Below are 24,091 nucleotides of genomic sequence, written 5' to 3'. Positions count from 1 at the left end.
AGCTATGATCAGAACAGCCACCAACAGGATCAGAAAACACATGCCTTTTACCCGCATGGCTACCAGCGACGGATTCAACGTAGCCGCCGCCACGAGGCTGCGGAATATTGCGCGGACAGACAGAAGCGGGAGCCTTGCTATGCTGGAAAGCACCGCCGACGGGCTTTCTGATAACCAGGTACAGGACCGCCACCGCATTTTCGGCCACAATGAAATTACGCATGCCAGATCACCCGCTTGGTACATACAGCTCCTGCAGGCATTTATCAATCCTTTCATCGGTGTACTGGCAGCCATAGCGCTCGTCTCCCTGGTAATGGATGTGATGCTGGCAGCGCCGGCAGACCGTGACTATAAAACCGTTATCGTGGTAGGGGTAATGATCTTCCTCAGCTCTGTTATGCGCTTCTGGCAAGAGTTCCGTAGCAACAGGGCAGCAGAGAAATTACAGGGTATGGTCAAAACTACGGCCATGCTTATACGCTCGTCACACCGCCACCAGGAAACGGATATACGGCAGATAGTACCGGGAGATGTTTTTTTATTGTCTGCCGGCGATATGATTCCTGCCGACTGCCGTATCCTGCAGTCGAAAGACCTGTTCGTGAGCCAGGCCATGCTTACCGGGGAAGCGCTGCCAGTAGAAAAACATGAATACAGCATTTCGGATGCCGACCACCGTATGCCGCTGGAGCTGGAGAATATCTGCTTTATGGGTACCAATGTAGTGAGTGGCGCAGCTACTGCCATTGCCGTAAATACCGGTAACCAGACTTACTTCGGCGCTATCGGCGCTTCCCTGGCAGGTAAACGTGCAGAAACCAGTTTCGATAAAGGCGTGAACAGTGTCAGCTGGCTGCTGATACGCTTTATGCTGGTCATGGTACCCCTGATTTTTTTAATCAACGGCTTCATAAAACATGACTGGATAGAAGCGCTGCTTTTTGCTATAGCCGTTGCCGTTGGACTTACCCCTGAAATGCTGCCGATGGTGGTTACTGCCAACCTGGCCAGGGGGGCGGTTTCTATGAGCAAGCGTAAAGTGATTGTAAAGCGGCTGAATGCCATACAGAATATCGGCGCCATGGATACGCTGTGTACCGATAAAACGGGTACGCTGACCATGGATAAAATTGTGCTGGAAAGACACCTGAACGTGCTGGGGCAGGAAGATGACGAAGTGCTGAAATGGGCATATCTCAACAGCTATCATCAGACGGGGCTGCGTAACCTGCTGGACCAGGCAGTGCTGGAACATGCGGAGCTGCATGAGCACCTGAAGGTGGCAGAACACTTTTCCAAACTGGATGAAATTCCATTCGATTTTCAGCGCAGGCGCATGTCCGTTATACTGAAGCAGCACAACGGAAAACACCTGCTGATCTGCAAGGGCGCTGTGGAAGAAATGCTGGCGCTTTGCACGCATGCCTTTGATCCGGGAGAGGATACCTCCGTGCACCTGGAACGCGATAAGATCATGCTAATGGACGAACATATGCGGCAGGCCGTGCTGCATACTTCCCGCCGCCTTAATGAAGAAGGGCTGAGGGTGTTGCTGGTGGCTATCCGCGAGTTTGACAGCCGTGCGCTGAATTATGGTGTGGCAGATGAAAATAATCTGGTACTGACCGGCTTCATCGGTTTTCTGGACCCGGCCAAACCTTCTGCCCGCCCGTCTGTAGAAGCATTGCACCAGCTGGGTGTTACCGTGAAGGTGCTGACCGGCGATAATGAAATTGTTACCCGCAAGATCTGTAAGGATGTAGGCATCCCTGTGAATAACATCCTGCTGGGCGCTGACCTGGAAATTTTAACAGATGAGATGCTGACCGCGCAGCTGGACAGTACCAGTATTTTTGCTAAGCTGAGCCCGGCGCAGAAAACACGCGTCGTAAAATTGCTGCAGCAGAAGGGGCACACGGTGGGCTTTATGGGCGATGGCATCAATGACGCCGCAGCACTCCGGGAAGCAGATGTGGGCATCTCCGTAGATACCGCCACCGACATTGCCAAAGAAAGCGCCGATATCATCCTGCTGGAAAAAGACCTGCTGGTATTGCGCAAGGGGGTAATTTACGGGCGCAGAACTTTCGGCAATATTATCAAATACATCAAGATGACTGCCAGCAGTAATTTCGGGAATATGTTCAGTATGCTGGGAGCCAGCGCCTTTCTGCCTTTCCTGCCCATGCTGCCGGTACAACTGCTGGTGCAGAACCTGTTGTATGATGTATCGCAGATGGCCATTCCCTGGGATACGATGGACAAGGAATACCTGTCGCAGCCGCGTAAGTGGGACGCATCAGGCATTGCAAGGTTCATGGTGTTTGTGGGGCCTGTCAGTTCTGTTTTTGATTATATCACTTTTGCTCTGTTGTTCTTTGTGTTCAAAGCCAATATGCCCCAGCACCAGGCGCTGTTTCAAAGCGGATGGTTCGTAGAAGGGCTGTTGTCGCAAACGTTGATAGTACATATGATACGTACCCGCAGGATCCCGTTTATCCAGAGCAGGGCGGCAACGCCGGTCATCGTCATGACGCTGCTGGTGATGGCTGCAGGTATACTGATACCGTTTTCACCGCTGGCAGGCGCGTTGAAAATGCAGGCGTTACCGCCGGGATATTTTCCGTTCCTGTTAATTGTGCTGATAGGCTATTGTGTGCTCACACAGGGTGTGAAAACCTGGTTTATCCGGCGCTTCGGAAGCTGGCTGTAGTCCGTTTTAGTTGCCCGCGCCGGTAGTGACAGCACTGCCGGCGTTTTATTTTACACCTTTGTCAGGATTCCAGCTGCCCTGCAGCTTGCGGATATACACGATCTGCCCGATATGATACGCGTTATGCGCGGAGATATGCGCCACCACATCGTACCAGTTGCCCATCTTTTTAGGATCGGTCGTGTTCACCACATTTTCCCAGCCTTTCATAATGTCATCGATTTTTTTAACGCTGGCATTCCAGGCATGCTGATCGGCTACCACGAATGTTTCGTTGTTATCGCCGCTGAATGATTTGTCGGTCTTGCCGTTGAATTTTTCCAGCTGCCATTCATTCCAGAAGATCAGGTGCTGCACCAGCTGTGCGATAGAGTGATTCCCGCTGTTGTCTTTCCAGTTGGCCTGCTCCGGAGTAAGACCTTCCAGCGCTGTATTCACGGGCACGAACCAGTCTTTGGCGTCATGTGTGCTTTTCAGCTGAGATAATAGAATTGTTTTCAGGGTAGGCGTTGCATCCTGACTGTAACCCTGTACTGATGCCATCATCAGCAGGATAAAAAATGTTTTTTTCATAAACGTAGTTGAGGGGGTAAAGGAAAATTTATGGTGTATGTAGCAGTCGGAAACACTACTAAGATACATTCTTCTGTATTCCTCATAAAAAAAATACACCAACGGTAAATCTTGCTACCTTCGTGTGCTCACACTTTTTGCTTATGAATATTTTAAAGAAGATGACCACTGCGGTCATCGGTATTTGCTGTAGCCTGAACGCTTTTGCCCAGCAGCGTTCCGGCGGATTGGAAATCAGACATCTTACGGGAGATTATTACATTTATACTACCTGGCACGAGTGGGCCGGTAAGTTGTATCCGGCCAACGGAATGTATGTAGTAACAAATAAGGGTACTGTTATTATTGATTGTCCGTGGGACACTGCACAGCTGCAACCGTTGCTGGATAGTATCGAACAGAAACATCATCAGCCCGCGGTGATATGTATTGCCACGCATTCGCATGCAGACAGAACAGGAGGATTTGATTATTTCAGGAAGAAGGGTATCAAAACATATTCTACAGAGCAGACTTATCAGATCTGCCGGCAGAAAAAGGAGCAGGAGGCAGCATTCCGTTTCACGAAAGATACTGTATTCCGCGTAGGACAGCACGCATTGCAAACCTTTTTTGCAGGCGAGGGTCATACGGCAGATAACATAGTGATATGGGCGAAGGATGCACGTATCCTGTATGGTGGCTGCCTCATCAAGAGCGTTGACAACCAGGAGATGGGCTACATCGCCGAATCCAACCTGAAGGCGTGGCCGCAGTCACTCCGCAGGCTGCAGCAAAAGTATCCGCGTCCTGCATATATCATCCCCGGACATGAAAGCTGGGCAAGCAACAAGTCCATTATTCATACGTTACAGTTACTGGAAGCACATGCTAAAAGCAACCCGTAAAATAAAACGATATGGAAATCCTGAAATGGTCTGAACGGAAATTTTAATTCGGCTATCCGCCTTTTTTATTGAGTGGCTGTGGGCGGGCTCCTGCGCCGCGTCCGGATAATTACGAATTACGAATTGCGAATTACGAATGAAGAAGCGAAGAGCTAAACGTAGATTAAAGGAAGATATTTTTAAGTTATCACCTTTCATCTACGTTTAGCTCTTCGCTTCTTCATTCGTAATTCATAATTCGTAATTCGTAATTATTTATTTCCGGTACGCCAGTAACCTCAGCCCATTAAAAACAACCACCAGCGTAGATCCTTCATGCGCCATTACCGCGGGGCCAATAGATGCTATGCCGGTGATGGTGAGTGGAATGAGTATGGCTACCATGCCGAGGCTCATCCAGAGGTTTTGTTTGATGATGCGGCTGGCTTTCCGGCTGAGCCCTATGGCGAAGGGGAGCAGATCGAGTTTGTCGCCCATGAGGGCGATGTCGGCGGTTTCGAGAGCAACGTCGGAGCCGGCGGCGCCCATAGCGATGCCTACGGTGCTGTTGGCCATAGCGGGTGCGTCGTTGACGCCGTCGCCGACCATGGCCACCTTATTTTCCTGTTGCGCCAGTTTTCTGATGGCATCCACTTTCTGTTCCGGGAGAAGTCCGCCCCAGGCATCGGTGATGCCTATTTCTTTTGCAACGGCGTCGGCTACCTGTTGGTTATCGCCGGTGAGCATAATCATGCGGCGGATACCGGATTTTTTGAGATCCTGCAGTACCTGTGCGGCTTCTGCGCGGGGAGTATCCATCATGGCGAGGATGCCGGCGTATTGTTTGTCTTTCCGGACGATCATGGTAGTATTACCACCGGCTTCCAGTGCCTGCACCTGTTGGATGATGGCAGGAGAAGGGCGGTTATCGTCCAGCGCTTCGAACAGGGCGAGGTTGCCGATAAATACCGGTATGTTATCGAGCGTGGCCCGGATACCTTTGCCCAGTACAGCTTCCAGTGATTGCGCCTGAGGAACGGGCGTGCTGCCGAGTTTTGTTTTACCATCGCGCACGATGGCTTTAGCCAATGGGTGATCGCTGAGTGCTTCCACGGCGATGGCCGCCTGCAGCAGTTCCTGCTCGGTGATGCCGTTGAGCGGAAGTACTTGTGTAAGTTTAGGTTTTCCTTCCGTGAGTGTTCCTGTTTTATCAAAAGCTACGGCCGTGAGATTGCCGAGATCTTCCAGCGGGCGGCCGCCTTTGATCAGTACACCCATTTTGGCAGCACGTGCTACGCCGCTAAGCACGGCGCTGGGTGTGGAGATGGCCAGCGCGCATGGGCTGGCAGCAACCAGCACAGACATGGCCCTGTAAAAGCTGGCGCTGAAAGGTTCATTGATGACCAGGAAGGCGAAGCAGAGCAGCACCACCAGTATCAGTACGGCCGGTACAAAATAGCGTTCAAATTTATCCGTGAATTGCTGTGTAGGCGATTTCTGTGTCTGCGCTTCATTGACAAGTTTTACCAGCCTGGAAATGGTGGAGTCGCTGGCAGGCTGACTCACCATGACTTCCAGAGAGCCGTTGCCGTTGATAGCACCAGAGAATACGCGGTATTTAGCATCCAGCTGCGCCGCCTTTTTCAGGTCTATATTATTGCGGTCGTCAACTGCTGTTTTATCTACCGGTACGCTCTCTCCTGTGATGGGAGCCTGGTTTACGCTGCTGTTACCATCTACGACTACGCCGTCGGCAGATATTTTAGTATTGGGTTTTACAATGATAATATCGCCTGGTTTCAGTTGAGCCGTATCTACTTCCGTAATGCCGCCGGCAGTTTTGAGCAGGGCGGTTTTAGGCGCGAGATCGGCCAGGGCAGCGATGGATTTACGTGCTTTTTCCATGGCATAATGTTCCAGGGAGTGTCCGAGGCTGAAGAGGAACAGCAGCAGGGAACCTTCCTGCCATTTACCGAGGATAGCAGCGCCGATAGCGGCAACCAGCATGAGAAAATCTATCTCAAAACCTCCTTTGGCTACTGTTTGAACAGCTTCTTTGGCAGTATAGAAACCACCGAAGAAATAAGCGCCTATCAGGAGTGATAGCGGCAGCCAGGAAGGCGCACCGCCGGCGTTGGTTAACAGCCAGGCGAGGCCGGATAAGGCGCCGCATAACAGGCTGAAATATAATTCGGTGTTTTTACCGAAAATCATCATCGTGTGTTCGTGACCGTGATCTTCTCCGGGAGCATGTACATGAGGAGCCGGTTTGTCTGCCGGTATAGCCTTTGTTGCGGCCGGGGTTGCGGTGGTATTATCTTTCATGTTCATTGGGTTATGTTTTAACATGGCACAAAACATCAGCACACGCTTACAAAGCGTATTAGTTATTAATACTGATGATGGCTTAAAAAAGAGACTGTTTGTATTTACGGGGTGGCTGATGACAACCTTCCATACAAAAGTAATGATTCTTCATTACCGCGCCCAGTCTATTTTTACACGGTGGTTGCAAAAAGCAGGGGGATATTTTTACCTTGCAGTATGAAACAATTGACGATAAGCGGGTATTCCACCGCCCTGTTTTCTACATGGTATTTTATAGAAGAAGCAGGCGTACTTTTTGACGCCGGCGATGGCGTAACTGCCGCCTTGCTCCAGAAGAGCCGGAAAGTTAATCACATTTTCATTTCGCATGCCGACAGAGATCATCTTACCGGATTGTTGCAACTGAATCAGCTGAATGCGCGGGACGGTCTTCCGGTTATCTGCTATCCCCGCGACAGCAAATTCTTTCCTGCACTGGCAGAATTTATCAGCCGCTTCGATGCCTATGCCACCGGGAGTATATGGATGCCCGTTAGTCCGGGCGATGAAATCAGGATTCACAAAGATATGCTGGTCATACCCCTGCGTAACGAGCATGTACGTACCGAAAAGCATATTACCCGCAGCCTGGGTTACCAGCTGATAGAAACGAAGCGTAAGCTGAAGCCGGAGCTGGCAGGACTCTCCAACGCAGAAATAGCCAGGATCAGCCTGGAACATGGGAAGGAGAGTACCACCACAGAAGTACGTACCACGATCCTGAGTTATTCCGGTGATACGCCGGTCGCCGACCCCTCTACATGGGACGGCTCCCGTACCTTGATACATGAAGCCACCTTCCTGGGAGGTGAGGAAGATATACCGGTGCACGCCCATAAGAACCTGCACAGCCGGCTGGAAGAGGTGATGGAGATGGTGAGCGGTATTACCATAGAACAGCTGATACTGGGGCATTTCAGCTCCCGTTATGATGCGGCGGAGATAGACAGGGCCATTTTATCCCTCTGTGATAAGTATGGTATACAGATCCCGGTGTTCCGCGTATTACCCGGTGAAACGGTGAAGGATATCTTACGTTCATCTCCTGTTAATAAATAATTTGCCGTTGATAAGGATATCATTAAACTAGTTTTTAAAACCAAACTATCAGTTTCCCTTAACCTTTTTTGCATAAATCCACGGTTTAACGTATATTCATAAACGAACCTTATTTTTTTGATTTAAACCACGTTTTATGAAAAAGAAGATCAGGAAAAAACTTGACATCAGTAAAATGAAAATCTCTAAACTGAGCGAGGCCAACGACAAAAGAATGAAAGCCGCTACCTTGCCTCCCCACACGTTTGAATGCATTGATATTAAGCTATTTTAGCAACAGGCATTTAGATTATTAATTACGAATTGCGAATTACGAATTGCGAATGAAAGCGAAGAACGGAGGGAATGGTCAGCATTCATCTGTTTGGTTTTTGTTTATGATTTGTAGTTCGTAATTCTTTTTTATGCTGATTCGTGCTTGGAGGATAATTTATCTCCGCTCTTAACTCGTCATTCATCATTGATAATTCATAATTTATCTCCGCTCCTCAGTGACGTTGTGTTAGGTATTTATTAAGAGGCTGATCAGATATACGGCTGCCATGGCTGTTATTCCCATAAAGATGGTGCTGACAGTATACACGCGGAGCATATCCTTCACCTCCAGGCCGGAGAATCGGGCTATTACCCAGAAGTAGGCATCGTTGGTATGCGATATGAGCATGGAACCTGCACCCATCGCCAGGGTGCAGAGTATACGGCCGTTCTCAGTATCCAGTCCGAGGGATAACAGTAACGGCTGTACGATAGAAGCCGCGGTGATAATAGCTACGGTAGACGATCCCTGAGCCGTTTTCAGTATCGCAGTAATCAGGAAGGGGAGTAGCAGTCCCATGCCGGTGATGGCGGGGTTTTGTGCAATATGATGACCAATATCCGCTTTGGTGAGGATAGCGCCGAAAGCGCTGCCACCGCCGATAATAACAAGTATCCCGGCAGCTTTTTCTGCACCTTCGGGTAGTATTTTGCGTAGTGCAGCAGATCCCTGTCTGTTGCCGGTCAGGAGCGCCAGCGCTATACCTGCAGTGATGGCTACTTCCGGAATGCCTGCAATATTGAGGATTTTTATCAGCCAGGTATCGGCTGCTTTATCCAGCGTAAAGAAAGAGCGCAGTGCAATCAGCAATACCGGTATGGCAACGGGCAGCACTGCCTGCCATACCGTGGGCAGTTGCCGTGCTGGCGCCGTAATCACTTCTTCCTGTATAACTGGGGCGGGTATACGTTTTCCGGCGCGGGCCGACCACAGATATCCGCAGAAGGCGGCTGGTATGGCGATCAGCAGGCCATACAGCATCACCTTCCCGATATCCGTATGTATAGTGCCGGTAGCCGCGGTAATGCCGGGATGAGGCGGCATCATGCAATGCACGGCGTATAGTCCTGTAGCCAGCGAAGAGGCCATTACTATCAGCGATATACCGGAGCGCCGGGCCATCGCTTTGTTCAGGCCGCTTAGCACAATAAATCCTGAGTCACAGAAGATGGGCATCCCCACAATATACCCGATGATATTCACTGCCAGCGCAGAACGGCTGCTGCCGATTTTCTGCAATACATAGCCGGCGAGCACGGTAGTACTGCCGGTATGCTCCAGTATCAACCCCAGTGTAGTACCCAGAATAATGAGCAGCCCCAGCGACCCGATGATCTGCCCGAAACCTGTTTTGATGGTTCCCAGTATCTCCGTAAACGGCAGCTGAAAAATCAGACCTGCCAGTACCGCCGCCATCAGCAAGGCAAAGAAGGCATGCAGCTTATAACGTGCCGTCAGCAATATGATAAGTAAAATTCCTGCCAGTAATCCAAGTACGCTCTGAAATAAGGAAACAACCATGGAGTAATGATGAATTATGAATTATGAATGATGAGTTATATGCGAAGATTGATGAGAAGATAATAATTGTTCGCGTAAATCTTCGCTTATAACTCATATTTCATAACTCATAATTCATAATTCATCATTCATAATTATTTCAGGTATTCCGGTAATGGCAGCTGCAGGCTTGTTTCATCCGGAACGGGCGCCAGGCGGCTGTTCCGGAGTGGAATGAGGCCGGACCAGATTGGCAGGTGATTATCTTCGTCTTCGTTGATAACCTGTCCGCTACGTATTTTGGCAGAGGCTTCTTCCAGGCTGAAAGCCAGGATGGTGGTCTTTTTTATTTCGTTGTCCCGGATAGGGCGCAGGCTGTCCCAGCTGTTGGGCGTGATTTTTTCCACAAGCCATTTCAGCGCGTCGGATTTCTGTTCCTTTTCTTCAATCTTTTCCGGTGTGGCAAAGATGACCACGGAGCGGTAATTGACAGAATAATGGAAAGCGGATTTGGCAATAACCAGGTCATCCAGCAGGGAAACGGTAATGCATACCGGTAATCCTTTTTCTATTTCACGTATAAAATGGCTGCCTACAGAGCCATGTATATAGATTTTATCTTCATAACGCACAAAGGCGGTAGGGATAGAAAAGGGCTTGTTATCCATCACAAAGCTGATAGTACATACCAGGGCTTCATCCAGGATGGAGTAGATATTTTCTGTATCGTAATGCGCTCTTTTAAAGCTGCGGCTAGGGACGAGGTGAGCAGGAATTGTAGTCATCGGCTTTTAATTTTCTACAAAGTTGTATCTTTATTGGGTGACTATAATCGTCCGATTTTCATAATTCTGATAGTCCAATTTTTTATGCAACATCTTTATTCGCAGCTGAGGATTGAGAAAGAAGAGCGGCAGCCGGTGTATCTGCAGCTGGCAGACCAGCTGATGTCACTGATACGTAATGGCCCCCTGCATGCCGGGCAGCGCCTGCCCAGCAGCCGGGATATGGCGGAGCAGCTACAGGTGCACCGCAAAACTGTAGTACGGGCCTATGATGAGTTGCTGGCACAGGGCTGGCTGGAAAGCCATACCGGCAGCGGTACCTTCGTAGCCCGGCATCTGCCTAAAACGCAGCTGCAGACATTAAACGGAAAAAAAAGCGATGCGCCGGATCCGCTCACCAAAGCGGGCTTCAGCTTTGAAGTACCGGTACACCTGGAAAGGCCGATCGTGAAATCGGTAGCGCCGCTGCACCTGGACGACGGCTTCCCGGACTCCCGGCTGGCGCCCCTCGAAGAACTATCCCGCTGCTATCGCAGCCAGCTGCTGCTGGGAAATCCGTATATGCGTCTGGGTTACAGCGATACCAATGGTACCCTCTGGCTGCGCCAGGAGCTTTCCGCCTACCTCAACGAAACACGCGGACTGCACACCACACCGGATAATATCCTCGTGGTACGGGGCACCATTATGGGAATGTACCTGGTAGCTACCGGCCTGCTACAGCCGGGAGATAACGTGGTAACGGGAGATCTCAGCTGGGCCGGTGCAGGAGCCAATGCCGCACAGGTAGGCGCCCATCTGCTGAAAATACCGGTAGATGAATACGGACTGGACACCACCGCGCTGGAACAGCTATGTAAAAAGAAAAAAATCCGGCTGGTATATGTTACGCCGCATCATCACTACCCTACAACGGTTATCATGCGGGCAGACCGGCGACTGCACCTGTTGCAGCTGGCAGAGAAATACGGTTTTATCATTTTTGAAGATGATTACGATTACGACTTTCATTATCTCAGCAAACCACTGACACCGCTGGCCAGCGCCGACAAAGCCGGTATGGTCATGTATGGAGGCTCCTTCACCAAAGCGGTATCTCCGGCCTTTCGTATAGGCTACCTCGTTGGTCCCGCAGATGTATTGAACTACCTGTCCAAATTACGCCGCATCATAGACCGTCAGGGCGATAATATGCTGGAAAACGCCATAGCAGCCCTGCTGCAATCCGGCGTGATCCAGCGCTGCCTGCGCAAATCACTGCGCATATACCGCGAACGCCGCGATGTTTTCTGCGATCTGCTGCAAACTGAACTCGGAAAATACGTACAGTTTCAACCACCTGTAGGCGGCCTCGCCGTATGGGCTGATTTTGACAAACGCATTAACATGGCCGCCCTCTCGCAGCAGGCGCTCCGGCAAGACCTGTATATTTACGATGGCAGCGCCTACAGGCAAAGCCTGCCTGCACATAATTTCACCCGCCTGGGCTTTGCCTCCTCCACACCGGAGGAGCTGGAAGAATGTGTAGGGATTTTGAAGGTACTACTTGGAAAGTAATTACGAATTACGAATGGCGAATTACGAATGTAGAAGCGAAGATTAAAACGGAGATCAATGTACTTCTCCGCTTATGTCTTCGCTTCTACATTCGTAATTCGCCATTCGTAATTCGTAATTAATTTTTAACTATTCTCGTAATCGGCAATCCTCCCGGATAGTGCTCATTAACATACTTAATCAGGTGTTCGCGGATATAGCAGCGAAGATCGAAGGCGTTGCCGGAAGTGGCGGCGCTCATCAGTGCCCTGACTTCCAGGGTGCGGTCGGTGATATTGGTGACCTGCAGGGTACATACGCGTTTGTCCCATAGGGGAGAGGTTTGTACCAGGCGCTCGTATTCCTTGCGGATGGCGTCTATAGGGATGGTGTAGTCGAGATAGAAGAAGGCGGTACCCAGTATTTCGGAGCCGGTGCGGGTCCAGTTCTGGAAGGGCTTCTCAATAAAATAATTAATAGGTAATATGAGTTTTCGCTGGTCCCATATACTTAAAACTACATAAGTCAGTGTAATTTCTTCCACACGTCCCCATTCACCTTCCACTACCAGTACATCGTCAATACGGATGGGTTGTGTAAAGGCCAGCTGGAAGCCGGCAAGCAGGTTTCCTAACGATTTCTGCGCGGCGAAGCCAATGATGATGCCACCTACGCCAACCCCGGTGAGGAGACCCGCACCGAGTTTACGCATGCTGTCGAAGCTCAGCAGGATAACGCAGGCTGTTAACACCAGGATCAGCGCTACCGCCAGTTTACGGAGAAACTGCAGCTGGGTGCGTATCTTTCTTTCTTTAAGATTATTGGATTTTTTCAGGTCATAGGTATGGGAAATGTAATCTTCCAACACCTTGATGATGCCAATGACCAGTGCTGCGAAAGACAGCGTCAGCGCTATTTCCGCAGCTTTTCCCATGAGGGGCAGATACTTTGGCGGTACCCGCATCAACGGTAATACCATATTTAATATCAGCAGGGGTAAAAAATAATTGAATGCCTTACCCAGTCTGAAAAGTATGCTGTGTACCAGGGTGAATTCGTCTTTGTTGGCCGCCGGTTTACGCACGAATAACGATAGCAGGAATTTAATCAGCCATCCCGCAATTACTGAAATGCCTACCAGCAGCAGATTCCACAGCAGCGCAGGCAAATGATCCGTTTTATCTAATAATTCATTCCACATAAGCGCCGTTGTCCTCAAAAAAGGTGCCGGGGAGGTATGATGCCAGGAATTAATCCAATGAGGATTTTTACATATTTATTTCAAAACAATCCGTGCAGCTACCAGTAGGCGCCGTCCCTGAAAAATTCCCTCGGCGCTTTGCCGGTGAAAATGCGGAAGTCCCTGATGAAATGCGCCTGATCGAAGTATCCGGCTGCATAAGCGGTGGCAGTAAGGCTTTGGTTGACAGTGTGGGTGTCGATAATATTTTTAAACCTGATGATGTTGGAGAAATGTTTTGGCGTAGTACCTACATATCGCCGGAATCTTTTTTCAAAAGCATCTCTGCTGATGTATAGTTCCTGCAGCAGCGCCGGTATGCTGGCCGTTCCTTTGGCGCTGCGTATCTGCTGTACGGCGTAGGTGATCATAGCGTCCTGTTCCTGCTGCAGCAACGCTTTTTCCAGGAATGTGCTGATGATGCGGATACGTTGCGTGTTGCTCCTGGCTTCCATTAGCCGCGATGTGATTTCATCTGTATTTTTCAGCAGGAGATCCAGGGAGATGCTGGTGTTGGAGATTTCATGCAGCGGCGTGCGCAGGAAGGCGGTAGCGCCGCCTTCGCGGAATTTTACCAGCAGCATGGCCGTATTTTTTTCATAATGTACGGCGTGTGGCGCCTTTCTCAACCCGGAAAGAATGCTATCCGGAAAATGTTCCTGAACAGCTGCATCACTGTAAGAAATACCGCCCTTCAACCGGAATGCCATCACTGCAGCGGTATCCGGGAGGATGCTGTTATGCATGCCGGCCTCGCTTTCTATAATCATCAATGATTCAATGAAAGGCTGCAGTTTTTCCGAAGGAAGATATTTTTCAATTTTCATGTCAGGTACGGCTGCAATAAAGATATTCTTTTTAATCTTGCAGCTGTTTATGTTTATTATTTTATGAAGAAGTATCTGATTTATTCCGCTGTACTGATGACCATTGCCGGATGTGCCTCCCGGCAGACAAAAGATGTTGCGCAGGCCGACAGTACCACACCGGTGGCGGTTTCTGCACCGGCTACTCCGGCAGTTCCTGTTGTACCGGCTGCTTCCGGCGATGAACCAAGACCTTACCCCCATTGGATGGATACCGTGGTGCAGGCCTATATCCTCGTTTCTGAAAGCGCATTGACAAAGCTGGCTGTTAAAGACAGCACTGCTGAATGGCTGTTTGACCAGGTCACGGAACGTGATGGTAACAAATTTGTCGTGTTCCAGATTGGTCAGGATGTGCAGGATGGGGACGGCCGTCGTTTTTCTACCTGCGAGTGGGTATATATCCAGCCACAGACGAGAGAACTGTACCGCTATGATCTGCCCAATGATGAGCTGATAAAATGGACAAAAAAATAATTAAAACAGGGTAGGATGCGGCATTAGTGCTATATCTTCTTCCTTTACCACAGCTGTCAGCGCAGTGATCAGCCTGCGCAGGCTGTCAGCAGTAGCAGGGTCAGTGATAGTTCCGCTGTCGCTGACTTTTGTTTTTACACCGGAGATGACCAGCTGTGCATCTGCTGTAATACGTGATTCAATTATCAGCAGGGTACCCAGTAAAGACTGGTGTGCTTTATGGCCGGAGGTGCCGGCGGTGATGAGTGCCACAGGTTTCCCGGAGAACTCCATGGAGGAAACGGTCCAGTCGATCGCGTTTTTTAATACACCGGGCACCCCGATAGCATATTCGGGTGTGGATATTAGTACGGCGTCGGCTTCCCGCAGCAGTTGCCGGAAGCCGGCTACTGCCGGCGGCGCGCTTTCCGCGTGAAGGTCCTGGTCCGGATTGAAGGGCGGAATGTTCATCAACCCATCGAACAATTCAACGGAAAAAATACCGGCGGCCATAGTGGTCACCGCTTTGATAATATGATGATTGGAAGATACGCTGCGCGTACTTCCACAGATAGCCAATACTTTCATAAGAGATGTTTAACTTACCGCTATCTGCGTAGTGCCGTTAACGTTATTGCACCTTCAGAACAAACACTTCCGGGTTAATATCACCGGGTTGCAGGGCAGAGAGGTTTATCACACAATCTTTTCCCTGCTGCTGCCAGCGAATGCTTCTGTTGCTTCCCAGTACGGTAACGGCGGCCTTTGCAGGCGCGGTATAGTTCCGGATACGCAGCTGTGGCCGGCAGCGCGGAACAATGCAATATAAGGCATCTCTTTTTCTGGTGAAGAACATTTCTATATGAGCGGTATCGCCGGTGGGTTGCACCATTTTTGGAATATCGTAATCCGCGAATGTCTCCGCTGCATTTTAAATCTCAAAATCCCAAAATTCCAAAATCCGTAAATCTTCCCTTATCTTATCGGAATGATAAAATACCTTTTCCTGATTTTCTGCTGGTGCGTATCTTTAACTGCTGCCGCGCAAGCTAAGCTGGTGGCCATAACGATGGATGATGTACCTTTCAATGCGATGCCGTCGCGTTATACGGTGGAGCAGGTGAAGGCGGCGGGAAAAACACTGCTTGAAAAAATTACGCAGCAGCAAACGCCGGTGACGATCTTTATTAACGGAGATGCCTGTATGTCGCCGGAGAAGGCGGCGGAGCGGTGGGAAACTTTGCGCAGCTGGGTGAACCACCCGCTGATTACGCCGGCTAATCATTCGCTGCGTCATCTGAACTGTGGTGAAATGCCGTTGGCGCAATTCCGGGAGGAGGTCAGCATCAACGATTACATCATCCGGAAAGTATGGGGGGATAAGCCTTTGCGCTATTTCCGTTTTCCGTTTAATAATCAGGGAAAGGACAGTGCCGCGCAGGCGGAGCGGCTGCAATACCTGCATGATAAAGGCTATACAGCTGCGCCGTTTACAGTAGAGAGCGCCGATTATATGTATGCCGCCCTCTATGACGCAGCCCTGGCTAGAAAGGATAAAGCCGGCGCAGCAGCGCTGGTAAAGGAATACATCCGGTCTACGCTGGCCGGCTTTGCTTTTGCGGAGCAGCTGTCGAAGGAACAGTTTGGCAGGAACATCCCGCAAATTTATTTGTGCCATGCCAACCAGTTGCATACAGATCATTACGGAGAGCTGATTGCCGCCCTGCGGGAGCGGGGATACCAGTTCATTTCCATGGAAGCGGCCATGCAGGATACGGCCTACGCTTCGCCGGTATATTATTATGGGCCATACGGATTCTCCTGGCTATTCCGGTGGATAAAAGATGCTGCTGTCCGGAAACAGTACCTGCGTAATAGTCCGGATGCAGATGCGAAAATTTATTCCGCTTATGAACAATTATCACACTGATGAAATTACTGACAGAGGCAGAACTGATATGGTCGCCGGTGGTGGCCAATACCCGCATGAACCGCAGCCGGCAGGCAACCGGTGTCAATAGTTATGAAAAGGAATTTGGCTTCAGTCCTGTCAGCTTTCTGGAACAGCGGCTGGCAGCAGGCGCACCGGTAGCATGGCTGGATGTGTGCTGCGGTGAAGGCAGAGCGCTCCTGCAGGCAGCGGATTACTTTGCTGCCCGCGGGTTGTCAGACAAGCTGCTGCTGAAAGGTATTGACCTGCTGCCACCCGCAGATGACCGCGTTATCTTTGAAACTGCTGCCGCAGTAGGATGGAAGCCGCAGGAAACGTATGATCTGATTACCTGTTCACATGGATTGCATTACCTGGGAGATAAATTACAGGTGACGGCCACTTTGCTGAGTGTCCTGAAATCAGCCGGTTGCTTTGCGGCGCATCTGGATCTGCATAACATCCGGATAGCGCAGGATGCCGGCGGAAAATATCTGAAACAGCTTTTTGCTGCCAGCAGTATCCGGTACGATGCCCGCAGGAAACTACTGCTGTGTACCGGGCCACAGCAGCTGCATACCGGGTTGATGTTCCTGGGCGCTGATGATCTGTCAGGCCCCAATTATACCGGCCAGGAAGCCGTTACCTCCTATTACCGGCTTATGCCATAACGGTAACTTTTTCACTGATATGCTGAAGCTGGCGCAGGTGACGCTGTGCATGAACATTGATAAAATGCAGCCATTCCAGTCTGGTCAGCGGACCAAAATCGGGTAGTACAAAATCCAGGCATATCAGATCCAGGTCTTCGGTGGTGGCTATTTCATACAATCTGTCCCAGGCGCCGGCAATATGTTCCAGTACTATTGCTTTCGGCTGATGCTCATCTGTAGGTAAGATAAATTCAGGAGACGAAAATTTAACCTGGAAGTTGAGGAAGAAATCCCGGACGAAGGATACTTTTTCATCCGGTGCGCGGTCAGCAGCTGCGGTGTTGCCAAAGAGGTTGTCGGTGCCTGCGCCTTTGTATACGTGATCTGCTACCTGGGCGGCTGTCCAGCTGCCGGCAAAGGGAACGGTGTTCAGCTGTTCTTCGGAAAGGGAGGAGAGCACATTCAGCAGTTCCTGTCTGGTTTGTTTCAGTTCTTCGGCTATGTGTGGTTTCATGGTTTTTATTTTTTTGTTGATACAAACTTAGCATGAATCATGGAGCTGCATAGGGTGTGAAATTGACAATTAAAGGGTGGTTTGCGTCATCCGGAGGAAGTCGGCTTAAATTTTTATATTGCAGGATGCTAATAAACTAACCCGTCATGACACTTGCCGCTTTTATCGCTTCTGTTAAAGACCCGCAGCCGCCTTCCCTGGATGTATATCTGACTTCCCTGTGGTATGCCCGCAAAGGCAACTGGGATAAGGCGCATGAGCTGGTGCAGGACCTGCCTGATCATGTGGCAGCGCATATTCATGCTTACCTGCACCGGGTAGAGGGTGATGACTGGAATGCTGACTACTGGTACAGGAGAGCCGGTGAAAAGCGCCCGTTTCTCAGCCTGGAACAGGAATGGGAAGCGCTGGCAACCCACCTGCTGCCGCGGGAAAAATAGTGCTTGCGCCACTTTATGATTTTGTCTATTATTGTTTCACCTTCCACGTAAAATAAAAGGTCACTACATGAAGAAAGGAAAATTTTTGCTGACAGTATTTTTAGCGGGCGGATGCTACACCGCTTTTGCACAGGAGAAAACAAAACCCGAAGAGACGGAAGTATACACACCGGTACCGCCGGTAGTACAACCCGGAAAAAAATGCGGGGAGGCGCCATCAGACGCTATTGTATTATTTAACGGCAGCAGCCTGGATCAATGGGTGATGGCGGACGACCGCAATACTCCTGCCAGATGGAATATAGAAAAAGGGGTGCTTACCGTTAACAAGCAAACGGGCAACATCGAAACAAAGCAGGCATTCAATAACTACCAGCTGCATATTGAATGGCGTGTTCCTGCAAACATCACAGGCACCGGTCAGGGGCGCGGTAACAGCGGTATCTTCCTGGCCTCCCTGGGTAAAGGAGATGCCGGCTACGAACTGCAGGTGCTGGACTCCTATAACAATAAAACCTATACCAACGGGATGGCAGGCAGCATCTACAAACAACATGTGCCGCTGGCCAATCCTACACTCAAACCGGGCGAATGGCAATCCTACGATATCATCTGGACAGCCCCCGTCTTCAACACCGACGGTACTGTTAAGCATCCCGCCCGCGTGACCGTACTCTTCAACGGTGTACTGGTGCAGAACGCTGTTGAACTGAAAGGACCAACACAATACATCGGCGATCCGGCATACCGCTCCGCACATGGCCCCAGCCCGATTAAGCTGCAGGCCCACGGCGATAAAAGCGAACCGCTGAGTTTCAGAAATATATGGATAAGACAGATATAGCATTTACGGATTTGGGAATTTAGGAATTTGGGAATTTGGAATGCTGCGAATGATATTCGCGAATGATATTCGCGAATATCATTCGCAGCATTCCAAATTCCCAAATTCCCAAATTCGTAAATCCGTAAATTTTAACCTGGTTTATAATAGAGCACCACGTTTCCTGAATCCATTTTCTTTGTTTCCAGTAATTGCAGGTGAAGCGGGGAGGTAATACCCTGGAATAATTTGCGGCCCTGTCCGAGCATGACGGGGTTAACAATAAGCTGGCACTCGTCTATAAGGCCCATGGATAAAAGGCTCAGCGCGAGGTTGGAGCTGCCAAGGAGCAGCAGATCTTTACCGGGAATATTTTTCAGCCGGGATACTTCGACAGCAATATTATTGCTGATTAATACGGTATTCTGCCAGTCTACGGATTTCAGGGTGCGGGAGAATACAATTTTAGGAAGACCATTCATTTTGGCGGCAACTACCGGGTCATTTTCAATGGCCATCCGGGAAGGCCAGTAGGAAACCATCATCTCATAGGTGATGCGCCCGAATAGTAAGGTGTCTGCGGAATCCAGCAGCTGATGGGCGTAATCATCAAACTCACCGGATACATTGTGCCAGTCTATTTCCCGGTTCGGCCCCTCAAAATATCCATCTAATGACACCATCATTTGAAAAACCACTTTTCTCATAAATATATTTAACAGTTGCGTATAACAAACTTAACCGCATTCACTGAGCTGGTCAGGGGTTGTTTGCGTCAAAAAATGGGGTGTTTGCGACTGGGTTTCGGGCCGTTTGCGACAATTATGTATTTTTACTGTAATTATTTTGGTATATGAAACACATATCTATCCTGGTTCCTAAAGGAAATGTTGCCCTTGGCTGTATTGAGGGCTCTTTTACCGTGTTTAATAAAGTAAACGACTTCCTGGCTGATAAGGACAGAGAGCCGCTGTTTAAGGTACAGCTGGTAGGATTATCTGCTGATACGGAAGTCTATCACCGTTTTTTTTCCGTCACGCCAGACCTGGGCATCCATGCTGTTACTAAAACAGACCTGATTATTATTCCTGCAGTAAACGGGGAAATGGAAAAGGTGATTGAAAACAATAAGGATTTTCTACCCTGGATTGCTGCCCGCTACCAGGATGGCGCAGAAGTAGCCAGCCTGTGTGTAGGCGCTTTCATTCTGGCTTCCACCGGATTGCTGAATGGTAAGAAATGCGCTACCCACTGGGAAGCTGCCAATAACTTCCGTCGTATGTTCCCGGATGTAAACCTGGTGTCCGAAAAAATTATCACTGATGAGAATGGTATCTACTCCAGCGGCGGAGCTACCTCTTTCTTTAACCTGATCCTTTATCTGGTGGAGAAGTATGCCGGGCGCGAGATAGCAGTGATCTGTGCCAAAGTCTTCGAAATAGAAATCGACCGCGTCAATCAGTCTCCGTTTATCATCTTCGACGGACAAAAAGGACATGATGATGAGCCGATTAAAAAGGCGCAGGAGTATATCGAGAATAATTTTATGGAGAAGATAACGGTAGACCAGCTGGCCAGCATGTTATCGCTGAGCCGCCGCAACCTGGAACGCCGCTTCAAGAAAGCTACTTCCAATACCGCGGTGGAATATATGCAACGCGTAAAGATCGAAGCCGCCAAGAGCAGCCTCGAATCTTCACGCGAAAATGTCAGTGAGGTCATGTATAAAGTGGGGTATACCGATACCAAGGCTTTCCGTACTACCTTCAAACGGATAACGGGGTTGTCGCCCATGGAATACCGTAACAAGTACAACCGTCAGGCTGCCATGGCCGGCTGATTATTTTTCCAGTACACCTTTTAAATTGGCAAGGCCCTGTTCGAGGTCTTTTCCCAGCATCTTGTCCATGTCCATGAATAACAGCAGGAAGTTCATCGGATATTTCATACCGCTGCTGAAGCTCCAGGTCACTTTGGTCTGGTTGTCATTCACAGCGGTAGTGGACAGGCGCGCAGTAGCCAGCCCTTCAAATGGCTTGATGAAATGGATGGTTGTTTCCATACTCTCGCCAGGGGTTACTGTTTTAATTACCTGTTCTCCCTGTCCTACTTCTTCCTTGGCACTTTTCCAGGAGTAGGAAAAGCCCGGCTCTCCGTCTGTTCCCTTGTAATCCTTCTGCATGGCGGGATCCATCTGATTCCAGATAGCATAATTATCCTGGTTTTTCAGGTATTTAATGTAATCGAAAACCGGCTGCTTCGGTTTGTTGATGACAACCTCCCGTTGTACTGCATAATCCTTTTTAACAAATAAGGCAATAACCAGGGGAATAGCAATAATGATGAGAATGACAATCAGAATCTTCTTTAAGATCTTCATGGTGGAAATGGTTTAGGTGAAAAGTTACAGGTCTGCTTTGGTTGATAGTTATCATGACAAATGTAACTGGATTTTCGATACGGACACAAGGTTGTTGCATTCCATTTTATTATTTGATTATTTGAGATTTGGTTATTTAAAATGCAGCGAAGGTCTACACGATAAATAATGTTATACGCTACCATCTCTGCTGCATTTTAAATAACCAAATTTCAAATAATCAAATAATAAAATTAACCGGGGTAGGAATAGGTTTCTGCTATCCATTCGTAGCCGTTGCCGTTGATACGGGTGTGTCCTATACCTGGCCATGGCAGATGGTAGGCGAAGATGCGTGTTTTATCTGTTGCGAGCCTGTTAAGTATTGCTTTGCGGGTAGCTGCTGCCTGTTCCAGGTCTGTGTCTCCGAAGAAGCCCCATTCGGGGTGGGGAAACAGCAGCACATCTGAGTGCATCATATCGGCGATATGCACCAGTTCCTCCCTGCCGGAGAAGATGCGTACCAGCGTATGGCCTGGTGTGTGGCCGGCAGCGAGTTCCAGCCGCAGGCATCCGAATAGTTCCGTGGGATGCTCAAACAGTACCAGTTTGTTTTTTACGGTGGTCAGTATCCGTTGGGTGTCAGCAATAATGTTTTGCAGGGCGGCTTTATCGCGGAATTCACTTTTGGAGAAGTCCTGTTTGTCGGCCATCCAGAAGTGGTGTTCTATGGCCGACAGGTGAATGCTGGCGGAGGGGAACAGCAGTTGGCCATCTGTTTTCAGGAGGCCGCCGATGTGATCTGTATGTGCATGGGACAGCACGATGTCTGTCACCTGTTCCGGCCGGAAGCCGGCATCTGCCAGGCTTTGCGGCAGCCAGCCCGAATTTTTGCCGAACAGGGGACCGGCGCCTGTATCTACCAGGATGAGCTGTTTGCCTTTCCTGATGAGGAGTATGTTCATACTGAGATCAATACTGCTGGTGGGGCGGAAGTGCTCGCGGAGCAGGGTGTTCACGGCGGCGCTGTCTGTCCGCGGCGCAAAGGCCGGTTGTACCGGGCTGATAATGAGGTGGCCATCGGTGATAACGGTGAGTTCCAGTTCGCCCAGCATAAAGCGGTGAAAAGGACGTTTACCCGTTGACGTTATATTTCCGTTCAGTGCTGATAGTTTCTTCAATGGCAATGCGGTGGCAAGGCCCATTACCATGAGCTGTTTTACTAGTGCCCTTCTGTTCATGATATGATTATTTCCTGCAAATGTACAGGAGGTGGTATATACCAGACAAGTACGCACTTTTTAGGTACCAGGTTACCTGGCGGAAAGCAGGGAAGGGGTTTTGAAGCTGAAAGTGCCGGCAGATAAGGCTGCCGGCACTTTCAGGTAAAGCAGTGACTTTATTCAGCTGCAGAAATGGATACGTAATATCCGTCCGGATCACGGAGGGAAAATTCTTCCCGTCCGGAATTATGATTCATATGAGGTACTTCTGCTACCTGCAGCTGGCTGATGCCCTGTGCATTTTTCCAGATTTGCCGGAAGTTGCTCACCCGCAGGAAGACGATCAGGCCGTTGCCCGGCGTGATAGCCGGATCTGTAAGCGTAGGGTGGCCGTGGGGCCCCCACTTGTGCAGGCAGAGGATAACAGTACCTTTTTCATCTTTCAGTATTTCGAAAGTATCTCCGCCATGGGCTGCTTCACAACGCAGCAGCTGCTGGTACCAGGTGGCGCTGGCCCGCACGTCTTTTACACCGATAACAAATTCAGGGATGACCATATTTTTTGTCGGATTTGTTCAATTTCCGGGGAGGTAACCGGTATAATTTTGACATAAAAAAAGATGAAATTATTCCTGCTGCTTTCCCTGCTGTCTCCTGCATCCTCCCATGATGGCGATGTTAAAACCAATGCTCTCCACGTATTACAGGAGAAGTGCAATGTCTGCCATGTCCGCCAGAACCCGTTTAAGGTCTTCAATGAGCGGAACATGGAGAAACATGCATCAGGTATTTACAAGCAGGTGTTCCTGAAGAACCGCATGCCTAAGGGCAATGAAATTAAACTGACAGCTGAAGAGCGGGAAACCCTGTATAACTGGTTAACGGCACAGCTGAAAATGTAGTGGCTGTATTAGTCAGGACACCGCGTCTTTACCGATTACTGTCCAGTCGTCCTTACCGTGTCCTTTGGCAATCCAGCGGTCCATTTCAGCTGCAATAGCCGGTATTACGGCCAGTTTAGTACCGCCTTTTTCGGCAGCTTCCATAAACAGCCCGGTATCTTTACGTGCCATATCCAGCTCCCAGGAAGGTTTGCTGTAATCGCCACCGGCTATACGCTGCAGGCGCGCTTTCATCATATTGGCCGGGTTCCAGGATTCGAATAAGGTGGCTACATCGCTGGCAGGAATATGCAATGCCTTGGCGAGCGATAAGGTATCCGCTACACCTGCAGTAAAGCACACCAGGAAATTATTGCCGATCAGCTTCATGCCGGCAGCTTTACCGGTTTCTTCCCCGAAATTGATGACCGTGCCTGTCATCTTTGCCAATGCAGGTTCCATGCGTGCAATTACCTGCTGATCGCCGGAAACCAGCATAAAGCCTGTACTCTCCAGCGCATTGGGCGGACCCATAAATACCGGTGCATGCACATAGGTAAAGCCCCGTTCCTTCCATTCCGCTGTTCTCCTGATAGCTCCATCCACCGAAGTGGTAGTATGATCCACAATGGTTACGCCTGGTTTCAGCGCCGGACTGGCCATCGCCAGCACTACATCCACCGTCGTATCATCTTTCAGCGTCAGATGAATCGTATCTGCATCCCTTACTGCTTCCGCAATATTCTCAAACGCTTTCGCACCATATTGTTCCAGCGCCTTTGCCTTTGATTCCGTCCTGTTCCACACATTCACCTGTTCTCCCTTACTGAGCATCGCCCTGACAAAATTGGCGCCTAAAAGCCCCATACCTAAGAATGCAATCATAGTGATAATTTTATTGGTGTAAGTTAAGGAAATTACGAATTACGAATTGCGAATTACGAATGTAGAAGCGAAGATTAAACCGAAGATTAAAGGAGGTAACTAT

At 49.5% G+C, this 24,091-nt stretch carries 26 protein-coding genes; 12 read left to right on the top strand and 14 right to left on the bottom strand.

The window, feature by feature from the left end; translation table 11 throughout:
* Positions 1-4: 4 nt before the first annotated feature.
* Positions 5-2,716 carry a magnesium-translocating P-type ATPase gene (gene mgtA, locus GWG06_RS19330; protein WP_202183062.1) on the top strand — a complete coding sequence of 904 codons (2,712 nt, stop codon included), beginning with the start codon at positions 5-7 and terminating at the stop codon, positions 2,714-2,716.
* A gap of 45 nt (positions 2,717-2,761) precedes the next feature.
* On the opposite strand, the gene GWG06_RS19325 is transcribed toward mgtA, so the two are convergent.
* Positions 2,762-3,289 (bottom strand): DinB family protein, encoded by a 528-nt coding sequence (locus GWG06_RS19325; protein WP_158631397.1) that lies wholly within the window; start codon positions 3,287-3,289, stop codon positions 2,762-2,764.
* A 143-nt stretch (positions 3,290-3,432) separates the two neighbouring features.
* Here GWG06_RS19325 and bla point away from each other — a divergent pair, with 143 nt between their 5' ends.
* The gene (bla, locus tag GWG06_RS19320) at positions 3,433-4,176 is read left to right on the top strand and encodes a BlaB/IND/MUS family subclass B1 metallo-beta-lactamase (protein ID WP_160715292.1); all 744 of its coding nucleotides are present in this window, start codon (positions 3,433-3,435) and stop codon (positions 4,174-4,176) included.
* 255 nt (positions 4,177-4,431) lie between these two features.
* Here bla and GWG06_RS19315 read toward each other — a convergent pair whose 3' ends face one another.
* Entirely contained in the window at positions 4,432-6,486 is a 2,055-nt protein-coding gene (locus GWG06_RS19315) for a heavy metal translocating P-type ATPase (RefSeq protein ID WP_235938428.1), read from the bottom strand.
* A 213-nt stretch (positions 6,487-6,699) separates the two neighbouring features.
* Between GWG06_RS19315 and GWG06_RS19310 the strand changes: the two genes are divergently transcribed.
* The gene (locus tag GWG06_RS19310; protein WP_160715290.1) at positions 6,700-7,581 is read left to right on the top strand and encodes an MBL fold metallo-hydrolase; all 882 of its coding nucleotides are present in this window, start codon (positions 6,700-6,702) and stop codon (positions 7,579-7,581) included.
* Positions 7,582-7,717: 136 nt separating this feature from the next.
* The gene (locus GWG06_RS19305) at positions 7,718-7,855 is read left to right on the top strand and encodes a hypothetical protein (protein WP_158631396.1); all 138 of its coding nucleotides are present in this window, start codon (positions 7,718-7,720) and stop codon (positions 7,853-7,855) included.
* Positions 7,856-8,083: 228 nt separating this feature from the next.
* Here the strand turns inward: GWG06_RS19305 and GWG06_RS19300 are convergent, their stop codons facing one another.
* Both GWG06_RS19300 and GWG06_RS19295 read right to left on the bottom strand, forming a co-directional pair.
* A complete protein-coding gene (locus GWG06_RS19300; protein WP_160715288.1) occupies positions 8,084-9,418 on the bottom strand; it encodes a GntP family permease in 1,335 nt (444 codons plus the stop codon).
* A gap of 134 nt (positions 9,419-9,552) precedes the next feature.
* Entirely contained in the window at positions 9,553-10,182 is a 630-nt protein-coding gene (locus GWG06_RS19295) for a pyridoxamine 5'-phosphate oxidase family protein (protein WP_160715286.1), read from the bottom strand.
* A gap of 84 nt (positions 10,183-10,266) precedes the next feature.
* Between GWG06_RS19295 and pdxR the strand changes: the two genes are divergently transcribed.
* Positions 10,267-11,739, top strand: a complete 1,473-nt coding sequence (gene pdxR, locus GWG06_RS19290; RefSeq protein ID WP_160715284.1) for a MocR-like pyridoxine biosynthesis transcription factor PdxR — start codon at positions 10,267-10,269, stop codon at positions 11,737-11,739.
* Positions 11,740-11,857: 118 nt separating this feature from the next.
* Here pdxR and GWG06_RS19285 read toward each other — a convergent pair whose 3' ends face one another.
* A complete protein-coding gene (locus tag GWG06_RS19285; protein ID WP_235938427.1) occupies positions 11,858-12,886 on the bottom strand; it encodes a mechanosensitive ion channel family protein in 1,029 nt (342 codons plus the stop codon).
* 131 nt (positions 12,887-13,017) lie between these two features.
* Positions 13,018-13,785 (bottom strand): helix-turn-helix domain-containing protein, encoded by a 768-nt coding sequence (locus tag GWG06_RS19280; protein ID WP_160715282.1) that lies wholly within the window; start codon positions 13,783-13,785, stop codon positions 13,018-13,020.
* Positions 13,786-13,848: 63 nt separating this feature from the next.
* Here GWG06_RS19280 and GWG06_RS19275 point away from each other — a divergent pair, with 63 nt between their 5' ends.
* A complete protein-coding gene (locus GWG06_RS19275) occupies positions 13,849-14,301 on the top strand; it encodes a putative periplasmic lipoprotein (RefSeq protein WP_160715280.1) in 453 nt (150 codons plus the stop codon).
* On the opposite strand, the gene GWG06_RS19270 is transcribed toward GWG06_RS19275, so the two are convergent.
* The gene (locus GWG06_RS19270) at positions 14,302-14,868 is read right to left on the bottom strand and encodes an NADPH-dependent FMN reductase (RefSeq protein WP_160715278.1); all 567 of its coding nucleotides are present in this window, start codon (positions 14,866-14,868) and stop codon (positions 14,302-14,304) included.
* A 43-nt stretch (positions 14,869-14,911) separates the two neighbouring features.
* A complete protein-coding gene (locus GWG06_RS19265; RefSeq protein ID WP_160715263.1) occupies positions 14,912-15,172 on the bottom strand; it encodes a hypothetical protein in 261 nt (86 codons plus the stop codon).
* Positions 15,173-15,268: 96 nt separating this feature from the next.
* Between GWG06_RS19265 and GWG06_RS19260 the strand changes: the two genes are divergently transcribed.
* Together GWG06_RS19260 and GWG06_RS19255 are read left to right on the top strand one after the other, a co-directional pair.
* Positions 15,269-16,210: a polysaccharide deacetylase family protein gene (locus GWG06_RS19260; RefSeq protein WP_160715261.1), complete on the top strand. Its 942-nt coding sequence runs from the start codon at positions 15,269-15,271 to the stop codon at positions 16,208-16,210.
* Positions 16,210-16,881 (top strand): class I SAM-dependent methyltransferase, encoded by a 672-nt coding sequence (locus GWG06_RS19255; RefSeq protein WP_160715259.1) that lies wholly within the window; start codon positions 16,210-16,212, stop codon positions 16,879-16,881. The genes GWG06_RS19260 and GWG06_RS19255 overlap by 1 nt, the downstream gene beginning before the upstream one ends.
* Here GWG06_RS19255 and GWG06_RS19250 read toward each other — a convergent pair.
* Positions 16,871-17,377 carry a DinB family protein gene (locus GWG06_RS19250; RefSeq protein WP_160715257.1) on the bottom strand — a complete coding sequence of 169 codons (507 nt, stop codon included), beginning with the start codon at positions 17,375-17,377 and terminating at the stop codon, positions 16,871-16,873. The genes GWG06_RS19255 and GWG06_RS19250 overlap by 11 nt on opposite strands.
* Positions 17,378-17,523: 146 nt before the next feature.
* Here GWG06_RS19250 and GWG06_RS19245 point away from each other — a divergent pair, with 146 nt between their 5' ends.
* Together GWG06_RS19245 and GWG06_RS19240 are read left to right on the top strand one after the other, a co-directional pair.
* On the top strand, positions 17,524-17,817 hold the full coding sequence (locus GWG06_RS19245) for a hypothetical protein (RefSeq protein WP_160715255.1): 294 nt from the start codon (positions 17,524-17,526) through the stop codon (positions 17,815-17,817).
* A gap of 67 nt (positions 17,818-17,884) precedes the next feature.
* On the top strand, positions 17,885-18,661 hold the full coding sequence (locus tag GWG06_RS19240) for a 3-keto-disaccharide hydrolase (protein ID WP_160715253.1): 777 nt from the start codon (positions 17,885-17,887) through the stop codon (positions 18,659-18,661).
* 131 nt (positions 18,662-18,792) lie between these two features.
* On the opposite strand, the gene GWG06_RS19235 is transcribed toward GWG06_RS19240, so the two are convergent.
* The gene (locus tag GWG06_RS19235; RefSeq protein WP_160715251.1) at positions 18,793-19,347 is read right to left on the bottom strand and encodes a dihydrofolate reductase family protein; all 555 of its coding nucleotides are present in this window, start codon (positions 19,345-19,347) and stop codon (positions 18,793-18,795) included.
* Positions 19,348-19,493: 146 nt separating this feature from the next.
* Here GWG06_RS19235 and GWG06_RS19230 point away from each other — a divergent pair, with 146 nt between their 5' ends.
* Positions 19,494-20,480 (top strand): GlxA family transcriptional regulator, encoded by a 987-nt coding sequence (locus GWG06_RS19230; protein WP_127036704.1) that lies wholly within the window; start codon positions 19,494-19,496, stop codon positions 20,478-20,480.
* Here the strand turns inward: GWG06_RS19230 and GWG06_RS19225 are convergent, their stop codons facing one another.
* The 3 genes from GWG06_RS19225 to GWG06_RS19215 form a co-directional block, all read right to left on the bottom strand.
* On the bottom strand, positions 20,481-21,020 hold the full coding sequence (locus GWG06_RS19225; protein ID WP_160715249.1) for an SRPBCC family protein: 540 nt from the start codon (positions 21,018-21,020) through the stop codon (positions 20,481-20,483). It abuts the gene before it with no gap.
* 233 nt (positions 21,021-21,253) lie between these two features.
* The gene (locus tag GWG06_RS19220) at positions 21,254-22,240 is read right to left on the bottom strand and encodes an MBL fold metallo-hydrolase (protein ID WP_160715247.1); all 987 of its coding nucleotides are present in this window, start codon (positions 22,238-22,240) and stop codon (positions 21,254-21,256) included.
* 158 nt (positions 22,241-22,398) lie between these two features.
* A complete protein-coding gene (locus GWG06_RS19215) occupies positions 22,399-22,779 on the bottom strand; it encodes a VOC family protein (RefSeq protein ID WP_160715245.1) in 381 nt (126 codons plus the stop codon).
* Between the two features lie 63 nt (positions 22,780-22,842).
* Between GWG06_RS19215 and GWG06_RS19210 the strand changes: the two genes are divergently transcribed.
* Positions 22,843-23,124 (top strand): hypothetical protein, encoded by a 282-nt coding sequence (locus tag GWG06_RS19210; RefSeq protein WP_160715243.1) that lies wholly within the window; start codon positions 22,843-22,845, stop codon positions 23,122-23,124.
* 12 nt (positions 23,125-23,136) lie between these two features.
* Here the strand turns inward: GWG06_RS19210 and GWG06_RS19205 are convergent, their stop codons facing one another.
* Positions 23,137-23,988 carry an NAD(P)-dependent oxidoreductase gene (locus tag GWG06_RS19205; RefSeq protein WP_160715241.1) on the bottom strand — a complete coding sequence of 284 codons (852 nt, stop codon included), beginning with the start codon at positions 23,986-23,988 and terminating at the stop codon, positions 23,137-23,139.
* Between the last annotated feature and the right edge of the window lie 103 nt (positions 23,989-24,091).

This window comes from Chitinophaga solisilvae (assembly GCF_009928525.1).
GTDB lineage: Bacteria > Bacteroidota > Bacteroidia > Chitinophagales > Chitinophagaceae > Chitinophaga > Chitinophaga solisilvae.
Note: the sequence above shows the minus strand (reverse complement) of the source record. Positions and strands in the feature narration are given on the sequence as shown.